This is a genomic window from Facklamia sp. P12950 (assembly GCF_050409465.1).
Lineage (GTDB): Bacteria > Bacillota > Bacilli > Lactobacillales > Aerococcaceae > Facklamia.
In genome coordinates this window covers 267,889-291,058 of sequence record NZ_JBNUPK010000002.1, presented here as the reverse complement: position 1 = coordinate 291,058, position 23,170 = coordinate 267,889, and the positions used below count along the sequence as shown (strand labels likewise).

The 23,170-nt window shown below is 37.4% G+C and carries 19 protein-coding genes; 13 read left to right on the top strand and 6 right to left on the bottom strand.

Features of this window, described 5'->3' with window-relative positions; all coding sequences use genetic code 11:
• Positions 1–370: 370 nt before the first annotated feature.
• The 11 genes from ACQV2Q_RS03300 to ACQV2Q_RS03250 all read left to right on the top strand — a co-directional run bounded on the left by ACQV2Q_RS03300 (position 371) and on the right by ACQV2Q_RS03250 (position 11,726).
• The gene (locus ACQV2Q_RS03300) at positions 371–1,105 is read left to right on the top strand and encodes a MurR/RpiR family transcriptional regulator (protein WP_428874160.1); all 735 of its coding nucleotides are present in this window, start codon (positions 371–373) and stop codon (positions 1,103–1,105) included.
• A gap of 203 nt (positions 1,106–1,308) precedes the next feature.
• On the top strand, positions 1,309–2,964 hold the full coding sequence (locus ACQV2Q_RS03295; protein ID WP_428881920.1) for a PTS transporter subunit EIIC: 1,656 nt from the start codon (positions 1,309–1,311) through the stop codon (positions 2,962–2,964).
• A complete protein-coding gene (locus ACQV2Q_RS03290) occupies positions 2,951–4,273 on the top strand; it encodes a 6-phospho-alpha-glucosidase (RefSeq protein ID WP_428881919.1) in 1,323 nt (440 codons plus the stop codon). The genes ACQV2Q_RS03295 and ACQV2Q_RS03290 overlap by 14 nt, the downstream gene beginning before the upstream one ends.
• 61 nt (positions 4,274–4,334) lie before the next feature.
• Positions 4,335–5,477 (top strand): glycerate kinase family protein, encoded by a 1,143-nt coding sequence (locus ACQV2Q_RS03285; protein ID WP_428881918.1) that lies wholly within the window; start codon positions 4,335–4,337, stop codon positions 5,475–5,477.
• Positions 5,478–6,173: 696 nt separating this feature from the next.
• Positions 6,174–6,419 (top strand): hypothetical protein, encoded by a 246-nt coding sequence (locus ACQV2Q_RS03280; protein WP_428881916.1) that lies wholly within the window; start codon positions 6,174–6,176, stop codon positions 6,417–6,419.
• Between the two features lie 327 nt (positions 6,420–6,746).
• The gene (locus tag ACQV2Q_RS03275; RefSeq protein ID WP_428881914.1) at positions 6,747–7,679 is read left to right on the top strand and encodes an NADP-dependent oxidoreductase; all 933 of its coding nucleotides are present in this window, start codon (positions 6,747–6,749) and stop codon (positions 7,677–7,679) included.
• 71 nt (positions 7,680–7,750) lie between these two features.
• Complete coding sequence (locus tag ACQV2Q_RS03270) at positions 7,751–7,891, top strand: hypothetical protein (protein ID WP_428881913.1); 141 nt, start codon at positions 7,751–7,753, stop codon at positions 7,889–7,891.
• Positions 7,892–7,984: 93 nt separating this feature from the next.
• On the top strand, positions 7,985–8,707 hold the full coding sequence (locus ACQV2Q_RS03265) for a DUF5058 family protein (protein ID WP_428874153.1): 723 nt from the start codon (positions 7,985–7,987) through the stop codon (positions 8,705–8,707).
• 10 nt (positions 8,708–8,717) lie between these two features.
• Positions 8,718–9,434, top strand: a complete 717-nt coding sequence (locus ACQV2Q_RS03260) for a hypothetical protein (RefSeq protein WP_428874151.1) — start codon at positions 8,718–8,720, stop codon at positions 9,432–9,434.
• A gap of 52 nt (positions 9,435–9,486) precedes the next feature.
• Positions 9,487–10,653: an amidohydrolase gene (locus tag ACQV2Q_RS03255; protein ID WP_428874150.1), complete on the top strand. Its 1,167-nt coding sequence runs from the start codon at positions 9,487–9,489 to the stop codon at positions 10,651–10,653.
• Between the two features lie 740 nt (positions 10,654–11,393).
• Entirely contained in the window at positions 11,394–11,726 is a 333-nt protein-coding gene (locus tag ACQV2Q_RS03250; protein ID WP_428881912.1) for a hypothetical protein, read from the top strand.
• 419 nt (positions 11,727–12,145) lie between these two features.
• On the opposite strand, the gene ACQV2Q_RS03245 is transcribed toward ACQV2Q_RS03250, so the two are convergent.
• The 4 genes from ACQV2Q_RS03245 to ACQV2Q_RS03230 are packed head-to-tail and all read right to left on the bottom strand — an operon-like array spanning position 12,146 to position 17,519.
• Positions 12,146–13,888 (bottom strand): ABC transporter ATP-binding protein, encoded by a 1,743-nt coding sequence (locus ACQV2Q_RS03245; protein WP_428881911.1) that lies wholly within the window; start codon positions 13,886–13,888, stop codon positions 12,146–12,148.
• Positions 13,878–15,641 (bottom strand): ABC transporter ATP-binding protein, encoded by a 1,764-nt coding sequence (locus ACQV2Q_RS03240; RefSeq protein ID WP_428881910.1) that lies wholly within the window; start codon positions 15,639–15,641, stop codon positions 13,878–13,880. Before ACQV2Q_RS03240 ends, ACQV2Q_RS03245 begins: the two co-directional genes overlap by 11 nt.
• Positions 15,634–16,092 carry a MarR family winged helix-turn-helix transcriptional regulator gene (locus ACQV2Q_RS03235; protein ID WP_428874144.1) on the bottom strand — a complete coding sequence of 153 codons (459 nt, stop codon included), beginning with the start codon at positions 16,090–16,092 and terminating at the stop codon, positions 15,634–15,636. Before ACQV2Q_RS03235 ends, ACQV2Q_RS03240 begins: the two co-directional genes overlap by 8 nt.
• A gap of 59 nt (positions 16,093–16,151) precedes the next feature.
• Entirely contained in the window at positions 16,152–17,519 is a 1,368-nt protein-coding gene (locus ACQV2Q_RS03230; protein WP_428875373.1) for a PLP-dependent aminotransferase family protein, read from the bottom strand.
• Between the two features lie 84 nt (positions 17,520–17,603).
• Between ACQV2Q_RS03230 and pdxS the strand changes: the two genes are divergently transcribed.
• The gene (gene pdxS, locus ACQV2Q_RS03225; protein ID WP_428874142.1) at positions 17,604–18,464 is read left to right on the top strand and encodes a pyridoxal 5'-phosphate synthase lyase subunit PdxS; all 861 of its coding nucleotides are present in this window, start codon (positions 17,604–17,606) and stop codon (positions 18,462–18,464) included.
• 73 nt (positions 18,465–18,537) lie between these two features.
• Here the strand turns inward: pdxS and ACQV2Q_RS03220 are convergent, their stop codons facing one another.
• Complete coding sequence (locus ACQV2Q_RS03220) at positions 18,538–18,879, bottom strand: phage holin family protein (protein ID WP_428874141.1); 342 nt, start codon at positions 18,877–18,879, stop codon at positions 18,538–18,540.
• A 122-nt stretch (positions 18,880–19,001) separates the two neighbouring features.
• On the opposite strand from ACQV2Q_RS03220, the gene ACQV2Q_RS03215 reads away from it, so the two are divergent.
• The gene (locus ACQV2Q_RS03215; protein WP_428874140.1) at positions 19,002–21,896 is read left to right on the top strand and encodes an insulinase family protein; all 2,895 of its coding nucleotides are present in this window, start codon (positions 19,002–19,004) and stop codon (positions 21,894–21,896) included.
• Between the two features lie 70 nt (positions 21,897–21,966).
• On the opposite strand, the gene ACQV2Q_RS03210 is transcribed toward ACQV2Q_RS03215, so the two are convergent.
• Complete coding sequence (locus tag ACQV2Q_RS03210) at positions 21,967–22,920, bottom strand: NAD(P)-dependent oxidoreductase (RefSeq protein WP_428874139.1); 954 nt, start codon at positions 22,918–22,920, stop codon at positions 21,967–21,969.
• Positions 22,921–23,170: the final 250 nt, after the last annotated feature.

The following is a 23,170-nucleotide window of genomic DNA, read 5'->3' as shown; positions in this document are numbered from 1 at the left end:
TATTTCACTCCTAAATCTAATTTGTAATTGCTCTAATCAGATACACTCAAAGCTTAGTTTTCGTATATCTCTATTTTTAAGTATACACTATTCTTAACAAATAGCAAGTATAAGTTTCAAATTTTTTCTAAAGTTACTAAAAGTTTTGATCGATTGGAGTTATTTGTTGCTATCTAATCAAGAGATGGCAGACATCTGTCTCTTAGTTGCTTTTTAATCCTTTGCAACAAACATCTAGTTGTGACTCTTGTAAAACTGAATTAGTATGAAAGAATATAATCCTTTATAATGAAAGGGTATACATACTCAATAAGTATGCATTTAGACCACTTATAACTTGATGAGATACAAAAAAGGAGATCATAAATCTATGTACCAAGTAATCAACCAATTGCAAGAGAGGAATTTTGCTAAGAAAATAAGTCAAAGTGAAAAAGTTGTACTGGATTATTTAGAGAATCATTTTGCATCAATTCCCAATCAAACCGTGTTAAAAATTGCCCAAGAGACTTATACCTCACAAGCGACAATAAACCGAACGTGTAAGTTGTTAGGCTTTAAAGGATTCAGTGAACTTAAATATGCGGTACAAGCAGACATCAATTTACAAAAACGTAAAGCACATTCAGGATTGACCACTACTGAAAGTGCTGTGGATCTGATTGACTTTGCAAGTTTGGCTGATTTAGCAGGGGCTATCTATACCCATCGCCACCACTTAATGCTCTTTGGTCTAGGGGCTTCCGGGGTCACCGCACGCTACATGGCAAGGCAGTTGATTTATTTAGGCATTCCGGTGGTGATTATTTCTGAAATCAAAATGTTGGAGCATTTTCACAATTATAGCCTATTAGTACTTTCATCTTCAGGTGAAACACAGCGCTGCTTGCAAGTTATTGAGAAAGCCAAAGCAAAAAAAATGACGGTCTTTGCGATAACCAAAAAGGATTCTTCAGTCATGAAGGCCAGTAAATTAAGCTTTTATCATGACGTTCAAGTGAATTTATTAGACGGTTTGTCAAGGGAACAGCAAGTGCATATGATTTTAATGGTCAATGAAACAATTAACTACCTCAAATCAAACTATTTGAAGTTAGTTAAATAAGCTCTTTAACAAAGTGGCCATTTGTGGATAATTATCCGTCCACTTGGAGCCATCCGTCTTATGTAAGCGCTATAATACAAAAGAAGTAAATTAAGAATATAAGAGAGGAGGAAGAATGAATCATTAGGTAGAAAAGAGACAGGGTTTCTACTGCAAGACACGACCGGTAATACTAGAAACTATAAAAGAGAGGATGTTGTCAATTGAAAAATTTTAGAAAGAATTTTCAAAGTTTTGGCAAATCTCTGTTATTCCCAATTAGTTTGCTTTCATTCATGGCAATCTTTCTGGGGCTATCAGCTGCTTTACAAAACGAAAATATAATCCGTTACGTGCCTTTTTTAGGGAAGGAGATTTTACAAAACATTTTTGGCATGATTCGTAAGTTATCCGCGTTACCATTTGGGTACTTACCTATTTTATTCGCTATGTCGATTCCATTAGGAATGGTTAGAAGAGATAAGGAAGTAGCCGTTTATTCAGGGGCAGTAGGATATATTGCCATGCTGATTGGGATGACGTATGTATTACAACTTCAAGGCTTAACTCCGGACACAACGTCAATTAATTATTTAATGGAAACAGAGGGCTTGTCTCAAGTCGATGCCACTTTACAGAATTCCTTATTTACTCGTACGCTAGGCCTCTTTGTATATAATACCAATGTTATCGGTGGTATTATTGCCGGTTTGATGGGTGTCTTCTTACATAATAAATACCGTAACACTGAATTACATCAATCCCTTACTTTCTATAGTGGGAAACGTTTTGTACCAATTGTCGTAGCCATCGTGATGGCGATAGTCGGTGCCTTGTTAACCATCGTATGGCCTTTGGTAAATCAACTTATTATTGCTTTAGGTGGACTTATCAGCGAAACGGGCTCTTTGGGAATCTTTTTATATGGAATGATCGAAAAACTGATGATTCCAACGGGATTGCACCATGTACTCAACCAGAGTTTCCGTTTCACCGCCTTGGGTGGGATTGAAAATATCAATGGTGAATCACTGGTCGGAGCCCTTCAAATTTATCTCTATCAATTAGACAACGGTCTTCCTTTTTCAACGGATGCAACAGCCTTCCTCGCTCAAGGTAAGATCTTGCAGATGGTATTCGGTATGCCGGCAGCTGTTTTAGCGATGTATCATATGGCTCTACCAGAAAAAAGAGACCGTTTATTGAAATTCTTTATTCCAGGTGTCACTGCGGTGATTTTAACTGGGATTACCGAACCGATTGAATTCTCATTTATCTTTATTTCACCAATCTTGTGGGTAGTGAATTCAATATTTGCAGGAATTGCCTTCTTAATTCCAGCCTTATTAGATGTGGCTATCGGAAATGTTCAAGGGGGAATCATCGATTGGTTCGTCTTTGGGGTACTGCAAGGTGCTGAAACGAAATGGTATATTTATCTCATTGCCGGACCCATCTTCTTCGCCGTTTATTATTTCACTTTCAAATATATTATCACCCGACTTAATATCATGACCTTAGGTCGTCAAGCCAGTGATTTTGTTGAAGAAGAAGTTGACGGTAATGCGGAGGTAGATATTACGGAAGCGAATCGTTTAACCGCGCAAAATATTGTCAATGGCTTAGGAGGCGTTGATAATATTACTGATGTTGATAATTGCATCAGTCGTTTACGTGTGGAAGTCAAAGACAGTTCGTTAATTGATGAAAGTTTACTTAACCGGACCCAACCCAATGGTATTATCAAACCAGATGACCATACCATCCATGTGGTTTACGGCGGAAGAATTACACAAATGCGTAACATCGTTGACGATTACATTTATAATCGTAAAGATCAAAAAATACAAAAGGAGACCGCAGAAAATGAAAAAAAATAATATAGTGGTTGTCGGTGGCGGATCTACTTGGACACCGGGTATTTTAAAAGCAATGACTAAACATCTGGATAAGTTTCCGATTAACAAATTGGTGCTTTATGATATTGATGAGAAACGGCAAGCAGTGATTGGGGAATTTGGCAAAATACTCTTTAGAGAAGAAGCACCAGAGGTAGACTTTAGCTATACGACAGATAAAAAAGAAGCGTATTCAAATGTGGATTTTGTCTTCTGTCAAATGCGGACAGGTGGCTACGATATGCGTGATCGCGATGAAAAAATTCCACTTCAACTCGGTGTCATTGGCCAAGAAACGTGTGGGCCGGGTGGATTTGCCTATGGTATGCGATCAATTAGAGATATGGAAGAAATGGTAAATGATGTGCGCCATTACAGTCCGGATGCATGGATCCTTAACTATACAAACCCAGCGGCAATTGTAGCTCTAGCATTAGATAAAATCTTCCCAGAAGAGGATAAAATTCTAAATATTTGTGATCAACCCGTCAACCTCTTACGTTCTTTCGGTAAGCTCTTAGACTACGATGCAGATAAATTTGAACCGGTTTATTTTGGTCTTAATCACTTTGGTTGGTTTACCCATCTTTACGATGAATTTGGTAAGGATCGCGCACCAGAACTAAAAGAAATGATTCTTAATGGGGGATTTCGACCAGTGGATGCTGAACAGCGTGACCAATCATGGTTGGATACCTATGCAATGGTGGAAGATATGTTGCGAGACTTCCCAGATTATCTACCCAACACCTATTTACAATATTACCTCTATCCAGATGCTAAATTAGCTAAACTAGATCCAAATTGGACTCGTAGTGATGAGGTGCGAAATGGGCGCGAGAAAAAAGTCTTTACTGAATGTCGTCGTATTATTAAGAATGGCACAGCAAAAGATTCAGATATCGTGCATAATGATGCGCACGGAGACATGATTGTTGAAGTCGCTGCTTCGATTGCCAACAATTTAAGGAAGACTTTTGTAGTTATAGTCCGTAACGAAGGAATTGTTGCGAACTTACCGGATGATTGCATGATTGAGGTCGCTGCTTCACTAGGAGTCAATGGTCCACGACCTTACGCAGTAGGAAAAGTAGGAACATTCTATAAAGGCATGATCGAAGGGCAACACGCCTTTGAACAATTAACGGTCGAAGCCTACCTTGAAGAATCTTATGATAAGGCCTTACAAGCACTTACTTTAAATCGTACGGTTGTCGATGCCAAAAAGGCGCGTCAAGTCTTGGATGCTTTGATTGAAGCCAACAAAGAATATTGGCTGACTTTAAAATAAAGAGGGATACGACGTAAGAGTTATGCTTACGTCGTTTTTCTAAATAAGGAGAAGGTGTTTAATGAAGATATTAGCAGCAATCGATTCCTTTAAAGGATCAATGACTAGTGAACAAGCCAATTTATGCGTTAAAGATGCTTTACCTAATCATTCAGTCACCTGCTTTCCAATCGCAGACGGCGGTGAGGGAACAGTGGATGCCTTTGTATCGGTATTAAAAGGGGAATATATTACACAAACCATCAAGGGTGTTGATGGTAAGGCATTTAATGGAAAATGGGGATGGATTGAGCAGGAAAAATTAGCCATTATAGAAGTAGCACAAGGAGCAGGTATTATTCATGCCGACCCTAAAAACTTAGACCCTACGCGCCATACTAGCTATGGGGTAGGACAACAACTGATACAAGCACTTGATTTTGGTGCTGAAAGGATTATTCTTGGTTTAGGTGGTAGTGCGACCGTTGACGGAGGAATGGGCTTACTTCAAGCGCTAGGCTTAAAATTTTTTGATAGCCACCAGCAAGAGTTGCCCATTTTACCTGTAGAGTTGAATCGAGTAGCAAGTATGGATCCGTCAGGTCTAGATCGACGGATGAAGCAGGTTGATTTAATACTTGCCTCTGATGTAAATAATCCCTTAATAGGTCCTAAAGGAGCAAGCTATGTCTTTGGGCCACAAAAAGGCTTAGCTACTAAAGACCTTCCTACTTATGATGCTTCGATGAAAAATTACGCCGACCTATTGTTAGAGGCCACAAAAAAAGACTATCGACATTTAGAAGGGGCTGGAGCAGCAGGAGGGATAGGTTTTGCCTTATCGACCTTTTTTGGAGCCAAATTTAGAAATGGGCTTTTCTTATTAGCTGAAAAAGGGAACCTTGACGCATTGATTAAAGAAGCCGATCTGATTATAACTGGTGAAGGTAGATTCGATGATCAGTCCCTCAGTGGTAAAGTACCTATTGGTATCAGTCGCTTGGCTAAAAAGTATCAGGTACCCGTCTTGTTATTTGCTGGACAGATTGATAGTCAACAAGTTGCCCTTCCTGAAGAAAACTTATTCGCCTTAATACCTATTGTTGATCGCCCTATGGAATTGGACCGAGCAATGGAATTGAGTCAACAACTGTTAACCAAAGCTGTGGAGAGGACGATCAATCTGATTGAGTTCGCTCAAAAAAATAAGCTGGTTTGCTTATAAAATGAAAGGTTTTAATAGAAAAAGACTGTCAAGAAGGATGTTCCTTTAAGGTTATTTTAAAAAAGTTGAAAGCGTTCTTGCAATTTTATATACTTAATTAGCGTTAGAAATTTAGTATGATTGTGTATTGCATGCGAATAACTCAGTTAAAAATATTTTTCTGGGGGAATGGGATGCTTTCTACAAAATTGTTTGTTGTTTTCTTAATATTTCTTTTAGTTTTAATGATGGTTGCGATTTATCAATGGTATAAAGAAAAAGATCCTTACAAGAGAACAATTAATAAGCGTATCAGTATTATTTTAATAATAATTAATTTACTCGCTTTTCTTCCTTTTATTGCATATTTGTTTCATAAATTCTAAAAGGAGACCTTATTAAAAAATAAAGGTCGTCTTATTAGGGCAAATGAATGTTAAATAATCTTAAAACAGATTTTTAATCTATGTTTGACCGTTGGGGGGCTCAAGAATTTGAGTCTTCTTAATAGGACGCAGGTATTGTCTAATAAAAAGATTTCAACTCAAATCATAAGTAATAGGTTAACCAACTCCATTGTTAGTGTTCGGTCAATAATAAAGAGTGTCATTCAATATCAAGGATCAGTTAGGGCACAAAATAATTAAAATTTAAACCATTAACTATACGTTTTGTTTGCACTCTGTGATATACTGTCTTAAAAAGGAGGTTGTTCAAATGATTCATTATACGTCAACAGATTTAGGGACCAATGTTTCAGAAGAAGAAGTGATTAATCAAATCAAACAAGCCACTAAACCTATTCGTTTCACCCATTGGGAAGGGATGGGTACTCCCATTCATAATCAAGAAATTTCGAAAGAAGAAGCCATTGAAATTATAAGAAATGAACACACAACATTGATTACTGAAAATGATAAAATCATTAATGTGCAGACCTTTGAGGCATATAATAGACCCTAATTCTTCAAATCAATGCAGTCGTTAATTGGAACGATTGATGCGACGGTTTAAACAATAAAAGTCTGGTGGTTTAAAAGTTAAATAAATAGGGCTGAGGATAAGACAACTTTATCTTCAGCCCTATTTATTTATCTTACATTAAGTTTTATATAATTCTAAGATTGTTTTCATTATTTTTCACAAAATTCTGGACTGGATTAAACGCTAGATGCTCAATTTTTATGGTCTGTAAGCATCCCTTTAGGGGGTTCAAACAGTCCTGTGCTAAACTATTACTAAAGAGAGATGGAATCTTTCCAGTACTAGAAAATAGAAGGAGTGTTTGATATGAAAGCCATTGTTATCAATCAATACGGCGATACCGATCAATTTGTAGAAGCCAATCTACCTCAACCGCAGCTTAAAGACAATCAAGTTTTAATTGAATTGCATGCCACATCCATCAACCGCTTTGATACCAAGGTGCGAAGAGGTGAGATGGCTGAAGTAATTTCTTTTGACTTTCCCATTATTTTAGGACTGGATGCTGCCGGAGTGGTAGTGGAGGTAGGTAAAGATGTTACTCAATTCAAAGTAGGGGATGAAGTCTTTGCCAACTCTGCTTTAAAGAGCGGAACTTACACCGAATATGTAGCCGTCAAAGAGAGTCTTGTTGCCCATAAACCTCAAAATATTGACTTTATGCAAGCAGCCGCTGTTCCAATGGTGGGTCTAACTGCTTGGCAAGCCATGGTGGAGTTTGGTCGAGTTAAAGAAGGTGACCACGTGCTGATTCATGCCGGTTCGGGTGGTGTAGGCAGCTTTGCTATTCAAATCGCTAAAAGTTTTGGTGCATATGTTTATTCAACAGCCAGTGGTAAGAATGAAGACATGCTTAAAAAGCTGGGCGTTGATCGCTTCATTAATTATAAAACCACTGATTTTGCTGAGGTGGCTAAAGACTTAGACTTAGTCTTAGATACCTTGGGTGGCGAAACACTAGCTAAAAGTTTGGCTCTCGTAAAGGACGGCGGACGAATTGTTTCTACCGTGGGTCAAGCCGACCAGGAAAAAGCTAAAGCAAGAAACATTACGGTTGAAGCTCTTGCGGCCAAATCGAATGGAAACCACTTAGCCAAACTAGCTGAGTTAATTGAAAAGGGCCAAGTTAAACCTTATATCGGGCATGAATTCCCATTGACGGCTCATGGCTTAAGTGAGGCTCATAAAATCAGTGAAAGCCACCATGCTAAGGGTAAAATAGTGATTGTCATTAAATAAGGCCAATAGCTTTCTTCAAATGGGAGAAGTACAGCTGACGTTGGCATCTCACTGTTTTTTGAGCAATGCTGATGGCAAATAAATATTTTATGAGCGTTGAAATAAAAAATAGCAATTTTGATTCAAAACACCTTAGCAAACTATCAAAAACAAACGCTATCAATCAGAGTTTTGTTGATTCTGCACAACTATCCGGACTTCGTTTCATGTAATTTATTGTTGTTTTATAAAAGTGTAAATGTTATACTTTATTTACTTTATAAAGCGCTTTAAAGTTAAAATTTTATTAGAAACGGAGAATACACATGAATGAAACAATGCAAATTGCCAATAGTTTGGTGATGTGGATTTTAGCGATTATTATTGTATCAACTGTAATCATTCAATCCTTTATTTTTTATCGTCTTGCAAAGAATCACGTTAAAAACACTAATTTATTAAGTAATGAAGAGGTAAAGAAATCATTTAAAATTGGAATTATAGGAACGATTGGTCCAGCTTTTGCTGTTTTTGCGGTAGCCATCGCCTTAATTTCTCGGATTGGAGGACCAATTACCTTCGCAAGAATAGGAATTATCGGATCGGCTGCTTTTGAAATTATTTCAGCTCAGATAGGTAGTGGGGGAACTGCTGGTACAGCAGAGTTTATGCCTAAGATGTTATCTGCTGCTGCTTGGGTTATGACTTTAGGAGGAGCAGGATGGCTGGTTGTGGTCTTCTTTGCTACTAAAAGAATAGATGGTATCCAAGAAAAAATGAAAAAAGCCAACCCTTTAACCATCGCTTACATGTCTGTCTTTGCACCTTTTATTATCTTTTTCACCCTAGGTTATAAAGAAGTCATCAATAAGGGAATTTTACAAGAAAACTCTTCGATTGCTCCTATGGCGGCATTAATTGCCGGAGGTTTAGCCACTGTTGCTATTAATAAAATCGTTGAAAAAGATCGTTCTAAAAAGTGGTTGAAGGAATGGTCTATGGGTTTTTCAGTTATTGCTGCAATGATTGTTGGAAGCATATTAAGTTAAGGAGAGAAAAATGGAAAATAATAAAAATTTATCAAGTAATTTTCAAAAGTCCATACATTTTTGGGGAAGGGTAACAATCGCAATTGCATTAATTTCAACTTTAATGATTCCCTCCTACTTAACCTTTGTATTAGGTCATTATCCTGACATTGCAGATATCATTTCTGGATTAATTTCGATTGTTGGGTTCGTGGGAGTTATTTGGTTCGTAGAGCCGATATCCTATTTCCCCACTCTTGGTCCAGCGGGTACTTATATGTCATTTTTATCTGGTAATATTGGGAATATGCGTATGCCAGTCATCGCTGCTACACAAGACGCTCTTGATTTAAAACCAGGATCTGAACAGGCTGAAGTAGCTGGGATATTTGCTATTATTTCTTCAACACTTACAAATCTTTTCATCTTGGGCATTGTCATGGTAGCTGGTCAAACGATTATCAATAGCTTACCACCTACCATCTTAGCTTCTTTTGATTTTGCCTTACCAGGAGTATTAGGAGCAATGATGATAACGTTAGGTTCCAAGGTTAAGAAAAATAATTTAATGGTTTTAGTCTTAATTGCTGTAGCAACTATGATTTTCATTAAATTCTCACCAAATTTTTTACCAGAAAGTATATATAAATTAATTTCATCAGCTGATGTAGGTATAGTCGCTTTATTAGGAATTGCTTATTCCTTGTATAGGGCCAAAAATGATGTAGAGTCAAACAATAAGGAATAAAAGATTTTAATTGACATTTTAATAATTAGTTAGATTTTAAGGAGGATAAATAATGAACTTTATTGAGAAAGCCAAAGAATTAGAAACTCAAATAATCGAAACGAGAAGATACTTACATCAGTATCCAGAATTAAGTGAACATGAGTTTGAGACTCAAAAGTATCTTATGAAGCGTTTGGAGGAGTTAGGGATACCTTATGAAAAGGTTGGTATAACTTCTTTGGTTGCCCATATTAAAGGTGGGAAGCCCGGTAAGACGGTTGCATTGCGTTCGGATATTGATGCCTTGCCTATTCTAGAACAATCGGGAGCTGAATACTCTTCTAAAGAAGATGGAAAAATGCACGCTTGTGGGCATGACGGTCATATGTCGATGCTATTAGGTGCTGCAAAAATGTTGACAGATATTAAAGAAGAATTACCAGGAGAAGTTCGCTTATTATTTCAAGAAGCGGAAGAAACCTTTACAGGAGCAAGAAGGGTTGTAGCTGATGGAGGAATGGAGGGTGTCGATGCGGTCTTTGGAATGCATGGTATGCCTATCGAAGTAGGAACATATGACATAACATCTGGTTATCGGATGGCAGGGTGCGATACAATCTACGTGAGCTTTGAAGGGGTTTCTGGACATGGATCCATGCCTCATAAAGCAAAAGATACGATTTTACCTGCTGCAGAGTTTGTGACTCAACTCAATGCAATGATCACTAAATTTGTGAATTCACAGTCTCCGATTGTGCTAACGGTAGGTAAATTTAACGGAGGAACTAAAGCAAACGTTATTTCTAAATATACTAAACTAGATATCTCTATGCGTTATTTACATGAAGAGACAAGAAAAATTATTCATAATAAGATTAAAGATTTGGCTGCTGGCTTAGAAAAAATCTATGATATTTCAATCAATGTTGAAATTGAAGAAAGTACAATTAGTTTGTATAATGATGAAAGAATCACTGAAATTGCTGCTAAAGCAGCTGAAAAAGTTTTTGGACCTGGAAAGAACGTTCACGGCCCAATCATGATGGGATCAGAAGACATGCCATATTACTTCCAAGAAGCACCTGGAGCTTATGCAATGATGGGTTATAGCAATGAAGAGAAAGATACAATTTATTTCCCTCACCATGAAAAATTCAATATTGATGAAGACTATTTGAAGTTTGGTGCAGCCCTACATGCGCAATTCGCATGGGATTTCTTACATATAAGCGAATAGTCTTTTGACTACTACTGAAAGTATGTTTTTAATTTAAGGATACTGATCTTTTTTGGCTCTATGTCAAATAGGGTGGATGGAAGAAAAAAACTTCCTTCCATCCTATTTATTATAGAGCCTCTTTTTTCTAATAAGCCTAATGGTTAGTAGACTTACTGACGATTAGGTTTTTTATTAATTAATTAGGCTATACACATATGTTATAAAACAATGATTATAAGCTAACAGATTTCGATTATAAGGGACTTCTAATTGATACTGAATAGAAGCGCATAATTGATAAACGCAATGACTATCATCAAATAATTAACTCTCTTCACTTGATAGATGCTTCTCGAACCGGCTTTCTTCAACCTAATGATAAAGAGCTAGCTGAAGCTTATTGTAATTCGGTATAATTACAGGTGGAGCTGACTTGTTCGCATATAAAATTTATGTTCCACAAGTTTACGTGCGATAGAAAGATTTTGTTGAACAGATAATAAAGCGTGAAGAAAAATGTTACACTTCTCTTCTAAAATTACGCTGCTTCAAATTTTTTGATTGTTTTATTAAAGGAGCTATTTCTATGAGAAACACTCAAACTTCAAAAAATTAAGCCGGCTGTTGGAAATGCTTTTAGGGCTAGTTATCCTTTTAAGCATTTGTTCTTCATTTCTTTGTCTATATTTACGAACATGATAACTATACAAGATAGGACTATTAATTAGAAAACACAGGCATTTTCTTCGCTAGAAAAGTTGGAAACCACGCTAATCACTAGCGCAGAGAGCGAACAACATCTAAGTAATTTGCTGAAGGAGCAGACGGCCTTACTCGTTTTAAGAGATAATTATGAAGGTTTTCTAAGGGTTGATTTTGAGGAAGGAGATAAAACTTTTACTGTTACTCTTACAGATGAAGATTTCAAAGCTTCAATTAATTTATTAGGGGCAGGCCATCCAGAAGTTTTGCCAGCATGGCAGAAGATGAAGAAAGAACTAAAAGCTGCTTATAATGAAATTGCCAAAGGGTTGGAAGGCGATTACCGCTTCAACTTGGTAAATCCAGCTGCTACAGACGAACAGGTCTGATCAATTTTAATTGTGTATGATATACCGATGAGACATACGAGTAGATAAACTTAAAAGATAAGTAACTTATGCCTTCAATTATTGAAGTTTTTTTAAATACTTAAAATAACTATCAATAAAAAGCGAATTTGATTGGGGTCTTGCTAAAACACAGACAAGATACAATAAGAGGGAATTTCTTAATAAAGATTATAAAAATATTGTGGAGCAGGATGGTTTTGGATCATTCTTCAAAGCATCCTGACCATCATGCAGTTGGAATCTAGCTTTCTATCGACTTCAGCTTATCAGCTGCTGTAGGGGCTGTCTTGAACTATCATTGTCACTATCAATACTATCACTTTGAATTTAGACGACAAGTGAGCCAATAGCTAAAAAGCTCGCCTGCTAGGGCGAGCTTTTGTGTGAGTAAACCTAGATTAGGCAGCTTCAAACTGACTATTATAGAGGTCGGCGTAGAATCCTTGTGCTTGAATTAATTGGTCATGGTTACCTTGTTCGATGATATTACCATCTTTTAGGACTAAGATTAAATCAGCATTACGAATAGTTGATAAGCGGTGGGCAATGATAAAGGAAGTTCGACCCTCAGTTAATTTATCCATGGCTTCTTGGATAAGCACTTCTGTTCGTGTATCTACTGAAGATGTTGCCTCATCTAGAATTAATAATGGCGCGTCCTTAATGAGCGCACGGGCAATGGTTAGTAATTGTTTTTGCCCAACTGATAGGGTAACTTTTTCATCTAAGATAGTGTCATAAGTATGGGGGAGTGTATTAATAAAATGGTCAATGCCGACAGCTTGACAAGCCGCAATCATTTCAGCTTCTCCCACATCTTTTTTATTAAAGAGTAAGTTTTCACGAATGCTTCCTTCAAATAGCCAAGTATCTTGTAAAACCATAGAGAAGTAATCATGAATTTCACTACGTTTCATTTTTTGGATATTTTTACCGTCTAGACGAATCTCACCCTTATCAATTTCATAAAAGCGCATTAATAAGTTCACAATTGTGGTTTTCCCCGCACCGGTTGGCCCAACAATGGCAATCTTTTTGCCTGGCTTGGCATAGGCAGAGAAGTCGTGAATAATCATTTCTTCAGGATCGTAGCCAAAATGAACATGGTCGAATTCAATTAAACCCTTAACGTCTTCTAATTGACGCGTCTTATGGTTTTCATCTTCTAATTCTGCTTCATTAAGAAAATCAAACACACGAGCCATAGCAGCGCGAGCCTGAGCTAAAGCTTGGCTGGATTGAGCCAACTGTTGAATCGGCCGAGAGAACATCCGAATATACATCATAAAGGCGACAATGACTCCAATCGTTATCTGACCTTCGATTACTAAGGCTGCACCGAAGATACACACCAATACATAACCAAAGTTACCAATAAAAATCATTAAAGGCATGGCAATACCTGAGAGAAATTGGGCTTTCCAAATGCTGCTTTCTAAATCTTCATTAATCGTCCGAAAGGTTTCCTTGGCGAATTCGATGGCATTATATGAACGTACAATAGCATGGCCAGTATACATTTCTTCTATATGGCCGTTAATGTCGGCTAAGTGGTTTTGTTGTTGCTTAAAAAAGCTTCTGGATTTTATCATTAGAAAAATAGTGATTCCAAAACCAACTACAACGGTTGCGATAGAAACAAAGGTCAAAGTAACATCTGTGCGAAACATCATAATAAGTGTTCCGATTAACATAGTGGTAGCAGAAACAAGGGTAGACATACTTTGGTTGAGTGTTTGTCCTAAAGTGTCTAAGTCATTGGTCACTCGTGACAGGGTATCGCCTTGCGAATGTTGGTCAAAATAATTAAGAGGCATGCGGTTGACCTTGTGACCAATCCCTTCACGCAAATTTTGCGTTAAACGTTGTGAGATAGTTGCCATGATAAAGGAAGCACCGTAGTTGGCAACAGCCCCCAAAGCAAACAACATAGCTAAATAAGTGGCTTGTTGACTGATCTTTTCTAAATTCATTTCATTCATCATGCCTTGAGCAATTAAGTCGGTAATTTGGCGAATTCGATCCGGTCCGATTACTGAAATATAAGAACCAGCTATTGAGAAAAGAAGAGCCAATGCAAAAATTAGACGGAAGCCCTTGCTATAGGTTCTTAAAGTAACAGTTTTATCTTTATTTTCCATTGTCAAGTTCCTCCTTGTTTAATTGTGAATAAGCGATTTCTTGATAGATTTTGTTGGATGTTAATAATTCTTGGTGGGTTCCTTTACCAACAATTCGTCCCTTTTCTATGACCATAATCAAATCAGCATCCATGATGGTTGAAATTCTTTGACCGACAATGACTTTAGTCATTTCTTTGGTTTTTTCAGCTAGAATGTGGCGCAATTTACGATCGGTTTGATAGTCAAGGGCTGAGAAGGAATCATCAAAGATAAGAATTTGCGGTTTTCGACCGATAGCTCGGGCGATGGCTAAACGTTGCTTTTGCCCACCTGAGAAGTTGGTACCGTCTTGAGCCACATAACTTTGTAATTGTTCTTCTTTTTCAGTGACGAAATCTTTTGCTTGGGCGATATCGATGGCCTCCCATATTTCGGCTTCACTGAGTGGGCTTTGGCTGGAATCGCCAAAAGCAATATTAGATTCAATGCTTCCTGAAAATAAGACAGACCTTTGGGGGACATAGCCAATAATTTCGTTTAGGCGTTCACGAGGATAGTCTTTGATCGAATTGCCATTAATCAAAATTTCTCCTTCAGTGGTATCGAATAAACGTGGAATCAAGTTGATCAAGGTGGATTTACCAGATCCAGTTGACCCGATAAAGGCGAGGGTTTGACCAGCTTTTGCTTCAAAGGATATATCCTCCAGTACAGGCTTAGAAGCACCTGGATAAGTAAAGCTAACATCTTGGAATACCAGCGACCCTTTATCTTTTTCTTGTGGGGCATTTTCTGGATAGATGAGACTCGATTTAGTATCTAGTACTTCACCGACTCTTTTAGCAGAAACCATGGTACGAGGCGTTATAATGAAGATCATAGTCATCATCATAAAACCAATCACTACTTGCATGGCATAAGATGAAAAGACAATCATATCTGAAAAAAGAACGATTTTTTCTTGAAAGGCAGCAGCTGCAATCAAATAGGCGCCTACCCAATAAACTCCTAAAGTCAAACCGTTAGAAACAAGCATCATTAGAGGGTTCATAAAACTCATTGTTCGGTAAATGACTAAGTTTAAACCGGTTAGTTCTTGGTTAGCGTCTGAGAATTTTTCGGTTTGATAGTCTTCCGCATTATAAGCACGAATTACGCGCATACCGGATAGGGTTTCTCGCATGATACGGTTCAAGCGGTCGGTTAAGCTTTGGACTAGCTTTTGTCTAGGTAAAACGATGGATAAGAGGATAATAATGGTTGTTAACATTAAGCCAACAGCAGTAAAGGTTACCCACATCCATTCCACATTTTTTGTAGAAATTTTACCAACAGCTAAAATAGCCATCATCGGTCCTCTAACAATAATTTGTAGGCCCATAGCCAAGAAGACTTGAATTTGAACGATGTCATTGGTTGTTCGCGTTAATAAGCTAGGAATGGAGAAATCTTGCAATTCTTTTGTTGAGTAATCCATAACAGAATCAAAAACGTCACGTCTCAATCCCGAGGCAAAACTAGCTGCCACTCGTGCTGATAGGAAGACAACTATCAGCGATAAGACGAGACCAATAATCGATAGACCAACCATCTTAGATCCTGGATGATAGAGATCTGAAACAGCTACTCCCGGATTTTGCAGTCTTTGTGTAATTTCTGACATATAGCCAGGTACTTGCAATTCAATCCAAACGCTAGCAATGATTAAGATAATAGCAGTTATCATCGTGGCTACTTGTTTAGCGGTTAGTCTTTTAAATATTTTAAGCATGAGTATCCTCCTTTTGATCCAATAATTTATTGGCTCTTATAATATTTTGGTCTATTCGCAGAAAAATTTTATGCAGGCAATTAATTTCTTCTTGTGAGATTCCATTCAGAAGGGTTTGTTTGATCATGATAATAAACGCTTCAATTTTACTCGATTTTTCAAGACCTAATTTTGTTAATTGTATGACTTTATGACGTTTATCTTCCGCATAGGGAAAAGTTTCAATAAAACCATTACGTTTCATCCGTTGAATTAAATGGCTGGCCACAGATTTAGAAATGTTTAAGTGGTCTTCAATATCCTTTTGAAAAACGTCTGAGTCTTGATGGCAGTATAGGTACATAATAGTGTGTCCTTGTGGACCGTCTAAATGTTGTATATCATAATCATTTGCATAACGCATTTTAAGTTGTTCGGCCTGGTGGATTGTATGTTTTAAATGATAGAGCATGGAAGTCTCCTTTCATATTAGTTACCATGAGAACTATTTTAAAGCAATCCTTTCCAATGTCAATCATTATGATCTGAAAGCTCTCTCTTTTTAAGATTTAATATTTCCTCCAAAAGCTTCATTCCGGCTTCTAATTCATTAAAATCAGCTCTAGCATATCCAACTACTAAACTAGCGGGTCTTCTTTTTTTATTTAATTCATAGTCTGCTAAAGGGGATAGAGCCATGCTGCTTTTTTTTGCTATCTCAACAATTTTACTTTCACTAAGAGTAGTAGCGTGAATTTCCAATAATAGGTGGAGCCCCGCGTTTGTACCAACAATTTTGAGATTATCGAAGTTTTTAGCCCATTCTTCTAATAATTGTCTTTTCTTAGCATATTTTCGTCGCATGCGGTTAACATGACGCGTAAAATGTCCACCAGCCATGAATTGTGCTAAGACATTTTGGGTCAATCGTGGAACGGGACAAGAAAAATAATAAGGGTATTCTTTAAATTTTTGTAAGAGCGAGTCTGGTAAAAGTATAAAAGATATTCTTAAAGCGGGACTAATTAATGATGAAAAAGACTGTAAGTAGATAACATGGTCATGTGAGTCGATCGCCTTTAAAGGGGGAATAGGCTTACCTTGATAGCGAAATTCACCATTGTATTCATCTTCAATTATCCATTTATCGTCTTGATTGGCCCACTCTAATAATTCTTGTTTGCGTCCGATTGTCATAATCGAGCCCGTCGGAAACTGGTAAGAGGGGGTAACATAGAGTAAGTCCATTTCTTTTTTATCAGTGGGACTAGGATTTGCACCTTCTTGATCTAATTCAATCGGTATCTGTTCAATTTGATTGGCTTTTAAAAAATCACCCCAACGATGAAAACCAGGATCTTCAACACCGATTTTAGCCTTACCAATCAATTTAACTAAGAGTAAAAGTAAGTTTTCAGTTGAGGAGCCAATAATAATGTGACTAGGAGAAGCCTTAATTCCTTTGGCATTCCATAAGTAGGTAGCAATCGTTTCACGTAAATGATGTTCACCGAGTTTAGAGCCTTTTTCAGTCAAATATCTTGCATCTTGATTGAGACACTCCATAGTAATTTTTTTCCAAGTGGCTACTGGAAATTCAGGATCCACTCCCTTGTAACGCCAATCAATAGCTGGCTGGCTTTCTGCTTCTATTTCACTTAGCTGCCATTGATTGGGTTCTTTTAAACTTAACTTTTGGCTGAGAACGAAATATCCCTTTCGCTGAATAGCTTCAATATAGCCTTCTGCAGCTAACTGATCCAAACTAGCTGTTATAGTATTAAGGCTGACCCCACGGTCTTTAGCCATTTGTCTTTTACTAGCTAGCTTTTCACCGGGATTTAATTGACCTTGTAGGATTCTTTGTTTGATTTCATTATATAATTGTAAGTATAACAATCTGGTACCCTCACATTCTTTTGTTTTGGTACTTTATATAGTACCAAAATCTTTTATCATATAGCTATAGAAGGGAATGATTTTATGTCTAAAGAAATTATTGATCCAAAAACTTTTGTCGGTGGCGTGATTATGGATGTTATGAATCCAGAGCAAGCTAAAATTGCTGAAGCGGCGGGTGCAGTGGCTGTTATGGCTCTAGAACGTATTCCAGCAGATATTCGTCAAGCAGGTGGCGTTAGCCGGATGTCCGATCCAGCCTTAATCAAGTCGATTCAAGAAGCTGTTTCTATCCCGGTTATGGCTAAAGTGCGTATTGGTCATTTTGTCGAAGCGCAAATCTTACAAGCTATTGACGTTGATTTTATTGATGAATCTGAAGTTTTATCACCAGCTGATAATGACCATCATATAAATAAGACAAATTTCCAAATACCTTTTGTATGTGGAGCTAGAAATATTGGCGAAGCTCTCCGTCGTATTCAAGAAGGAGCTTCCATGATTCGGACCAAAGGAGAAGCGGGAACAGGAGATGTGGTTCAAGCTGTGACCCATATGCGGTCGATCCAAGCGGGCATTAAACGTATTCAAGCCATGGATGAAGATGAACTATATGTCGAAGCCCGTGACTTAAAGGTACCTTATGATTTACTTAAAAAAGTGCATGAAACGGGTGAATTACCAGTAGTTAACTTTTCTGCTGGTGGGGTAGCGACTCCTGCCGATGCAGCTTTAATGATGCAATTAGGTGCTCAAGGGGTCTTTGTTGGGTCTGGTATTTTCAAATCAGGTAACCCTGAAAAAAGAGCCAAAGCAATTGTTCGAGCTGTTGAAAATTATCAAGATCCTAAAGTCATCGCCGAAGTGTCAGAAGATTTGGGTGAAGCCATGGTCGGCTTGAACCCAGATGAAGTCGAAGTGATTATGGCTAATCGCGGTAACTAATCGAAAAGATACATGCTTCAAAAAAGACAAGGTCTGCCATGGCAAACCTTGTCTTTTTGTTTTTAAAATGGAACTAGATTCTATTGTGTTTAATATCTTCGTTCTGATTGAAAGTAGAGAAGAGGCTAATAACGATTGACAGTAAAGCTGCGTACCAGAAGTTTTCAACTTGAATACCATCCAACATACTGTCTACTAATTGAATCATAAAAGCATTAATAGCAAGGTTGAAGAAACCAAAGGTCAGTAAATTAATGGCACAGCCTGCAAACTTTAATAAACGTCCTAGAGTTCCACTTACTAATCCCAATAAAATAGAAAAAATAATGACAGACAATAAACTAGTGACAACAATCCCAGGGATTATGTAACTTAAAACAAGAACCACTAAAGTTGTTGTTAAAATATTTTTCATTCAATCACTCCTTTTATAATATTATAGCAGAAATTATCGCTTCGAAATACTTCTAAATTCTTTTAAAGGGCTTACAATTATGCCATAATGAGAAAGTAAACAAATAATTAGGAGGTCATATAATGACATTTAACAAAATAGAAAGTCAAAACATTCCAGATATTCACTCGGTGGGACATTTATATGTCCATGAAGAAACGGGGGCTCAAGTTCTATATCTCGAAAATGAAGATAAGAATAAATCTTTCACCATTGGCTTTAAAACACCGCCATATAGTGACAATGGAATTACGCATATTATCGAACATTCAGTTCTCAATGGGTCTAAAAAATATCCGTCTAAAGAACCTTTCGTAGAGATTATCAAAGGATCGATGAATACCTTTGTAAACGCTATGACTTTTGCCGATAAAACCATTTATCCTGTCGCTTCAACGAATGACCAAGACTTTAGCAACTTGATGAGCGTTTATTTAGATGCCGTTTTCGAACCGAATTTCCGTCAAAATCCTCAAATTTTAGCGCAAGAGGGTTGGCATTATCATTTAGAAAAGGCTGAGGATGAGCTGATTTATAAAGGGGTCGTCTATAATGAAATGAAAGGGGCGATGGCTTCACCGGATGATCAAATGTATCATGCCATGAGTCAATCCTTATATCCAGACTCTATTTATCAATATGAATCAGGTGGTCTACCATCAGCTATTACAGATTTAACCCAAAAAGAATTTGTGGACTACCATCAAGAATATTACCATCCAAGCAATTCATTAACCGTTCTTTATGGTGACTTAGATATTAACCATGCTTTTGAGAGGTTAGAAGAATACTTTTCAGGAAAAGGCAAAACACCAGCTGTAGATTTAAAATTTAATATCCAAGAGCCAAGCCAAAAAGAAATAAATAAACACTATTCGATCACTGAAGGAGATGACCCAGCTGACAAAGACTATCTATGTTTAGCTTGGCATGTTTCGACTGCTGACAGATTACTAGAAGCCATGGCCTTTGAAATTTTGGAAGAAATTTTATTCGGTAATAACCAGTCTCCTTTGAAGAAAGCACTCCTTGATGCGGAAATAGGTGGCGACATCAGTGGAGGGCATGATTTACCTGGTTATACTGAAGTTTTTATGATTCTAGCTAAGTACTCGTCTGCTAATAAGATGGAGGACTTTAAAAAGGTTGTTAAAGAAACCTTAGCTAAATTGGTTGATGAAGGAATTGATCCAGCAATTATTCAAGCTTCCATTAATAAAATTAGCTTCCGTTTGAAAGAAAGAGTCATTTCAGAATCACGTCCTCGCGGCCTTTTTTATACCTTATCGGCTTACCAAACCTGGTTGTACGACTTTTCACCTTTTGACATTCTTTCCTTCTCTGAGAGGTTAACAGAATTGCGAAAGCTTGCCAAAGAGGGCTACTTTGAAAAATTAATTGAAGAAAAATTGTTAAACAATAACCACCGTGTGGCAATCACGCTTGAGGCAAGTCCAGGACTAAGTGATCAAAAAGAAGCCAAGCAAGATCAAGAACTACAAGCATACAAGTCTCAACTCTCTCAACAAGAGGTAGAAGATTTGGTAGCTTCCACTCAAGCCTTAATTGAACGTCAAGTATCGGTCGATAAGCCAGAAGATTTAGCTAAAATCCCTATGTTAACTAAGGAAGACTTAACAACAGAAACAGAAGAATTACCTTTGACAATTAATCCGCTTGAAAAGAGTCAAGGTAAGTTTTATCATGCAGACCAATTCACCTCAGGCATTGATTACTTATCGCTTTATTGGGATATTCGTGATCTTGAAGTCGAAGAATACTCACGCCTTTCATTATTAGCCAAGTTGATGTCAGGCCTTGCTACAAAAAACTATTCTTCTGATCAATTACAACGGCAAATGGATACCCACACCGGTGGCATCTTAGCCTCAGTAGATATCGTTCCCAAATTAGACGGTAGTATTCAAACCTATTTTGCCTTAAATGGAAAAGCACTGGAAGCTTCATCCGATCATTTGATCGACTTAATGCAAGAAATTATGACTTCGACCTTGATTGAAGATCAGCAAGAAATCTTACGCATCATCCAAGAATTAATTGCCGGTTTTGAAAACCGTATAAACTTTGGGGCTCATGTTTTAGCCCTTAAACGCGCACTGAGCCAGTATAAGCCAGCTCTTAAATTAGAACAAATGACTTCAGGCATTGATTTCTTTAATTATTTAAAAGAATGCCGTGACTTACTCAAAGAAGGAAAAGGCGATCGATTATTAGACCAATTAAAGACTAGCTATCAAAAAATTCTTAACTTTAACCGTCTAAACATTTTATATACCGGTAATCAAGAGCGAGCAAGTTTGGTTAAAAACAAGGTGCTTAAAGCGTTTAATCAGCTTCCATCAAAAGATTTAGGACCTTTGCAAACTTATCCAAGTGGCAAGAAACAAAATGAAGCCTTTGTCACCGCTCAAGATGTCAACTATGTTGGTCTTGCGGCTGATGCTAGTGACCACCTACAGTATTCAGGTGCTTCTAAGGTCCTGAGCAATGAATTGAATTTAGGCTATCTTTGGAATACCATTCGTGTACAAGGTGGAGCCTACGGTTCTGGTTATGGTCATGATCGGTTAGGTTCTTTATATATGATGTCCTATCGTGATCCTAATATCCGCCAATCAGTAGAAAGTTATTTAGCGATTCCTGCTTATGTGCGCCAATTAGAGCTTTCAGAAAGCGAGCTACTTAAGAATATCATTGGCAGTCTTTCACCATTAGAACGTCCTAAATCAGCACACGAAAAAGGAGTAGAAGCCTTCACCTTGCATTTAACTGGCTTAGATTATCGAATGATTAGTCAGTTAAAAGAAGAGATGATTGCAGTAACGAATGAGCAACTAAATGATTTAGCAGATGGATTAGAAAACGCACTTCAAGATTACACTTTAGCAGTTATTGGTAATAAGGCGAAAATTGAAAAAGATAAAGACTTATTCGATGTAATCTATGAATTATACTAAGCTATTTAACTGGTTCAAATTGAAAGAGAAAAAGCATCCTATTTTTTAGGGTGCTTTTTTATAAGGAGTATTAAACTAAGTTTTGTGGTTGATTTTCAAGATAACGATAGATGTTTTCAAAAGCGATTTGAGCTCTTAAATCCATCGCTTCATGGGTAAAGTAACCAACATGAGGAGACAGTAGGATGTTTGGTGCGGTTAGCAGCGGGTGGTCTTCACGAAGAGGTGCCTCGCTATCAAAGACATCAATTCCGGCTCCAGCAATCTCTCCATCCTTTAAGGCTTGGGCTAGGGCATCACTATCAATGATTGGACCGCGAGCGCAATTAATCAAAACGGCTGATTTTTTCATAGCTTGTAATTGATCTTTTCCAAAGAATTGCTGGGTTTCGCGGTTAAGTGGAAGGTGGATAGTGATGATATCACTCTTGGCTAGTAATTCTTCTAAGGAGGAGTAATCCATTCCCATATTGATTAATTCCTGATCACGACTGCGATTGAACCCCATTAAGTTAGCGCCAAAGGCCTTGAATAATTTAGCCGTTTCTTTACCAATTTTTCCAGTTCCAATAATTCCTACCGTCTTGCCTTTAATTTCAGAGCCTTGCCGAATACCAGGAAAGTCTTCGGTCATTCTTACTTCTTGGTCGCTAGCCTTGAGTTGACGGAATAAATTAAGCGTCATCCCTAGGACTAATTCAGCGACGGCTGTATTGGCATAGCCAGCGGCATTCGAAACTAAAATGTCGCGATCTTTGGCTTTGATTAAAGGAATATGGTCGACGCCAGTAAAAGCCACATTGATATATTTCACCTGATCTAGCTGGTCTAAAACTTCTTCAGGCAAAGGATTGTTAGCTAAGGTAAGAATATCTGCCCCTTGACTGCGTTCAATCAATTCTTCTGGATGGGTCGTTTTTTCAGGGTAATATTTAAATTCATGGCCTGCTTCTATTAAAGGTTTTGCCAGTTCTTCAATCCGTTCTTGGGGGACTTTTAAGTTTTCTAGAACAACAATTTTCATAAAAAAACCTCCTAATTAAATAGTAACTCTAATTATACGATACGCTATTGACAATTAATTGCAAATAAAATGAAATCAGTGTTTACAGATTATATGAAAAGGTATACAATAGATTCATTAAATTTAGAAAGGAGTTAAAACAATGAACACTATGAACTTATTTGTCTTTCATTTAATTATCACAAAAACTCCTTTCATAATAAATAGGAAGACTCACTAGCTAATTGATCTAGGAGTCTGTCATTATGCA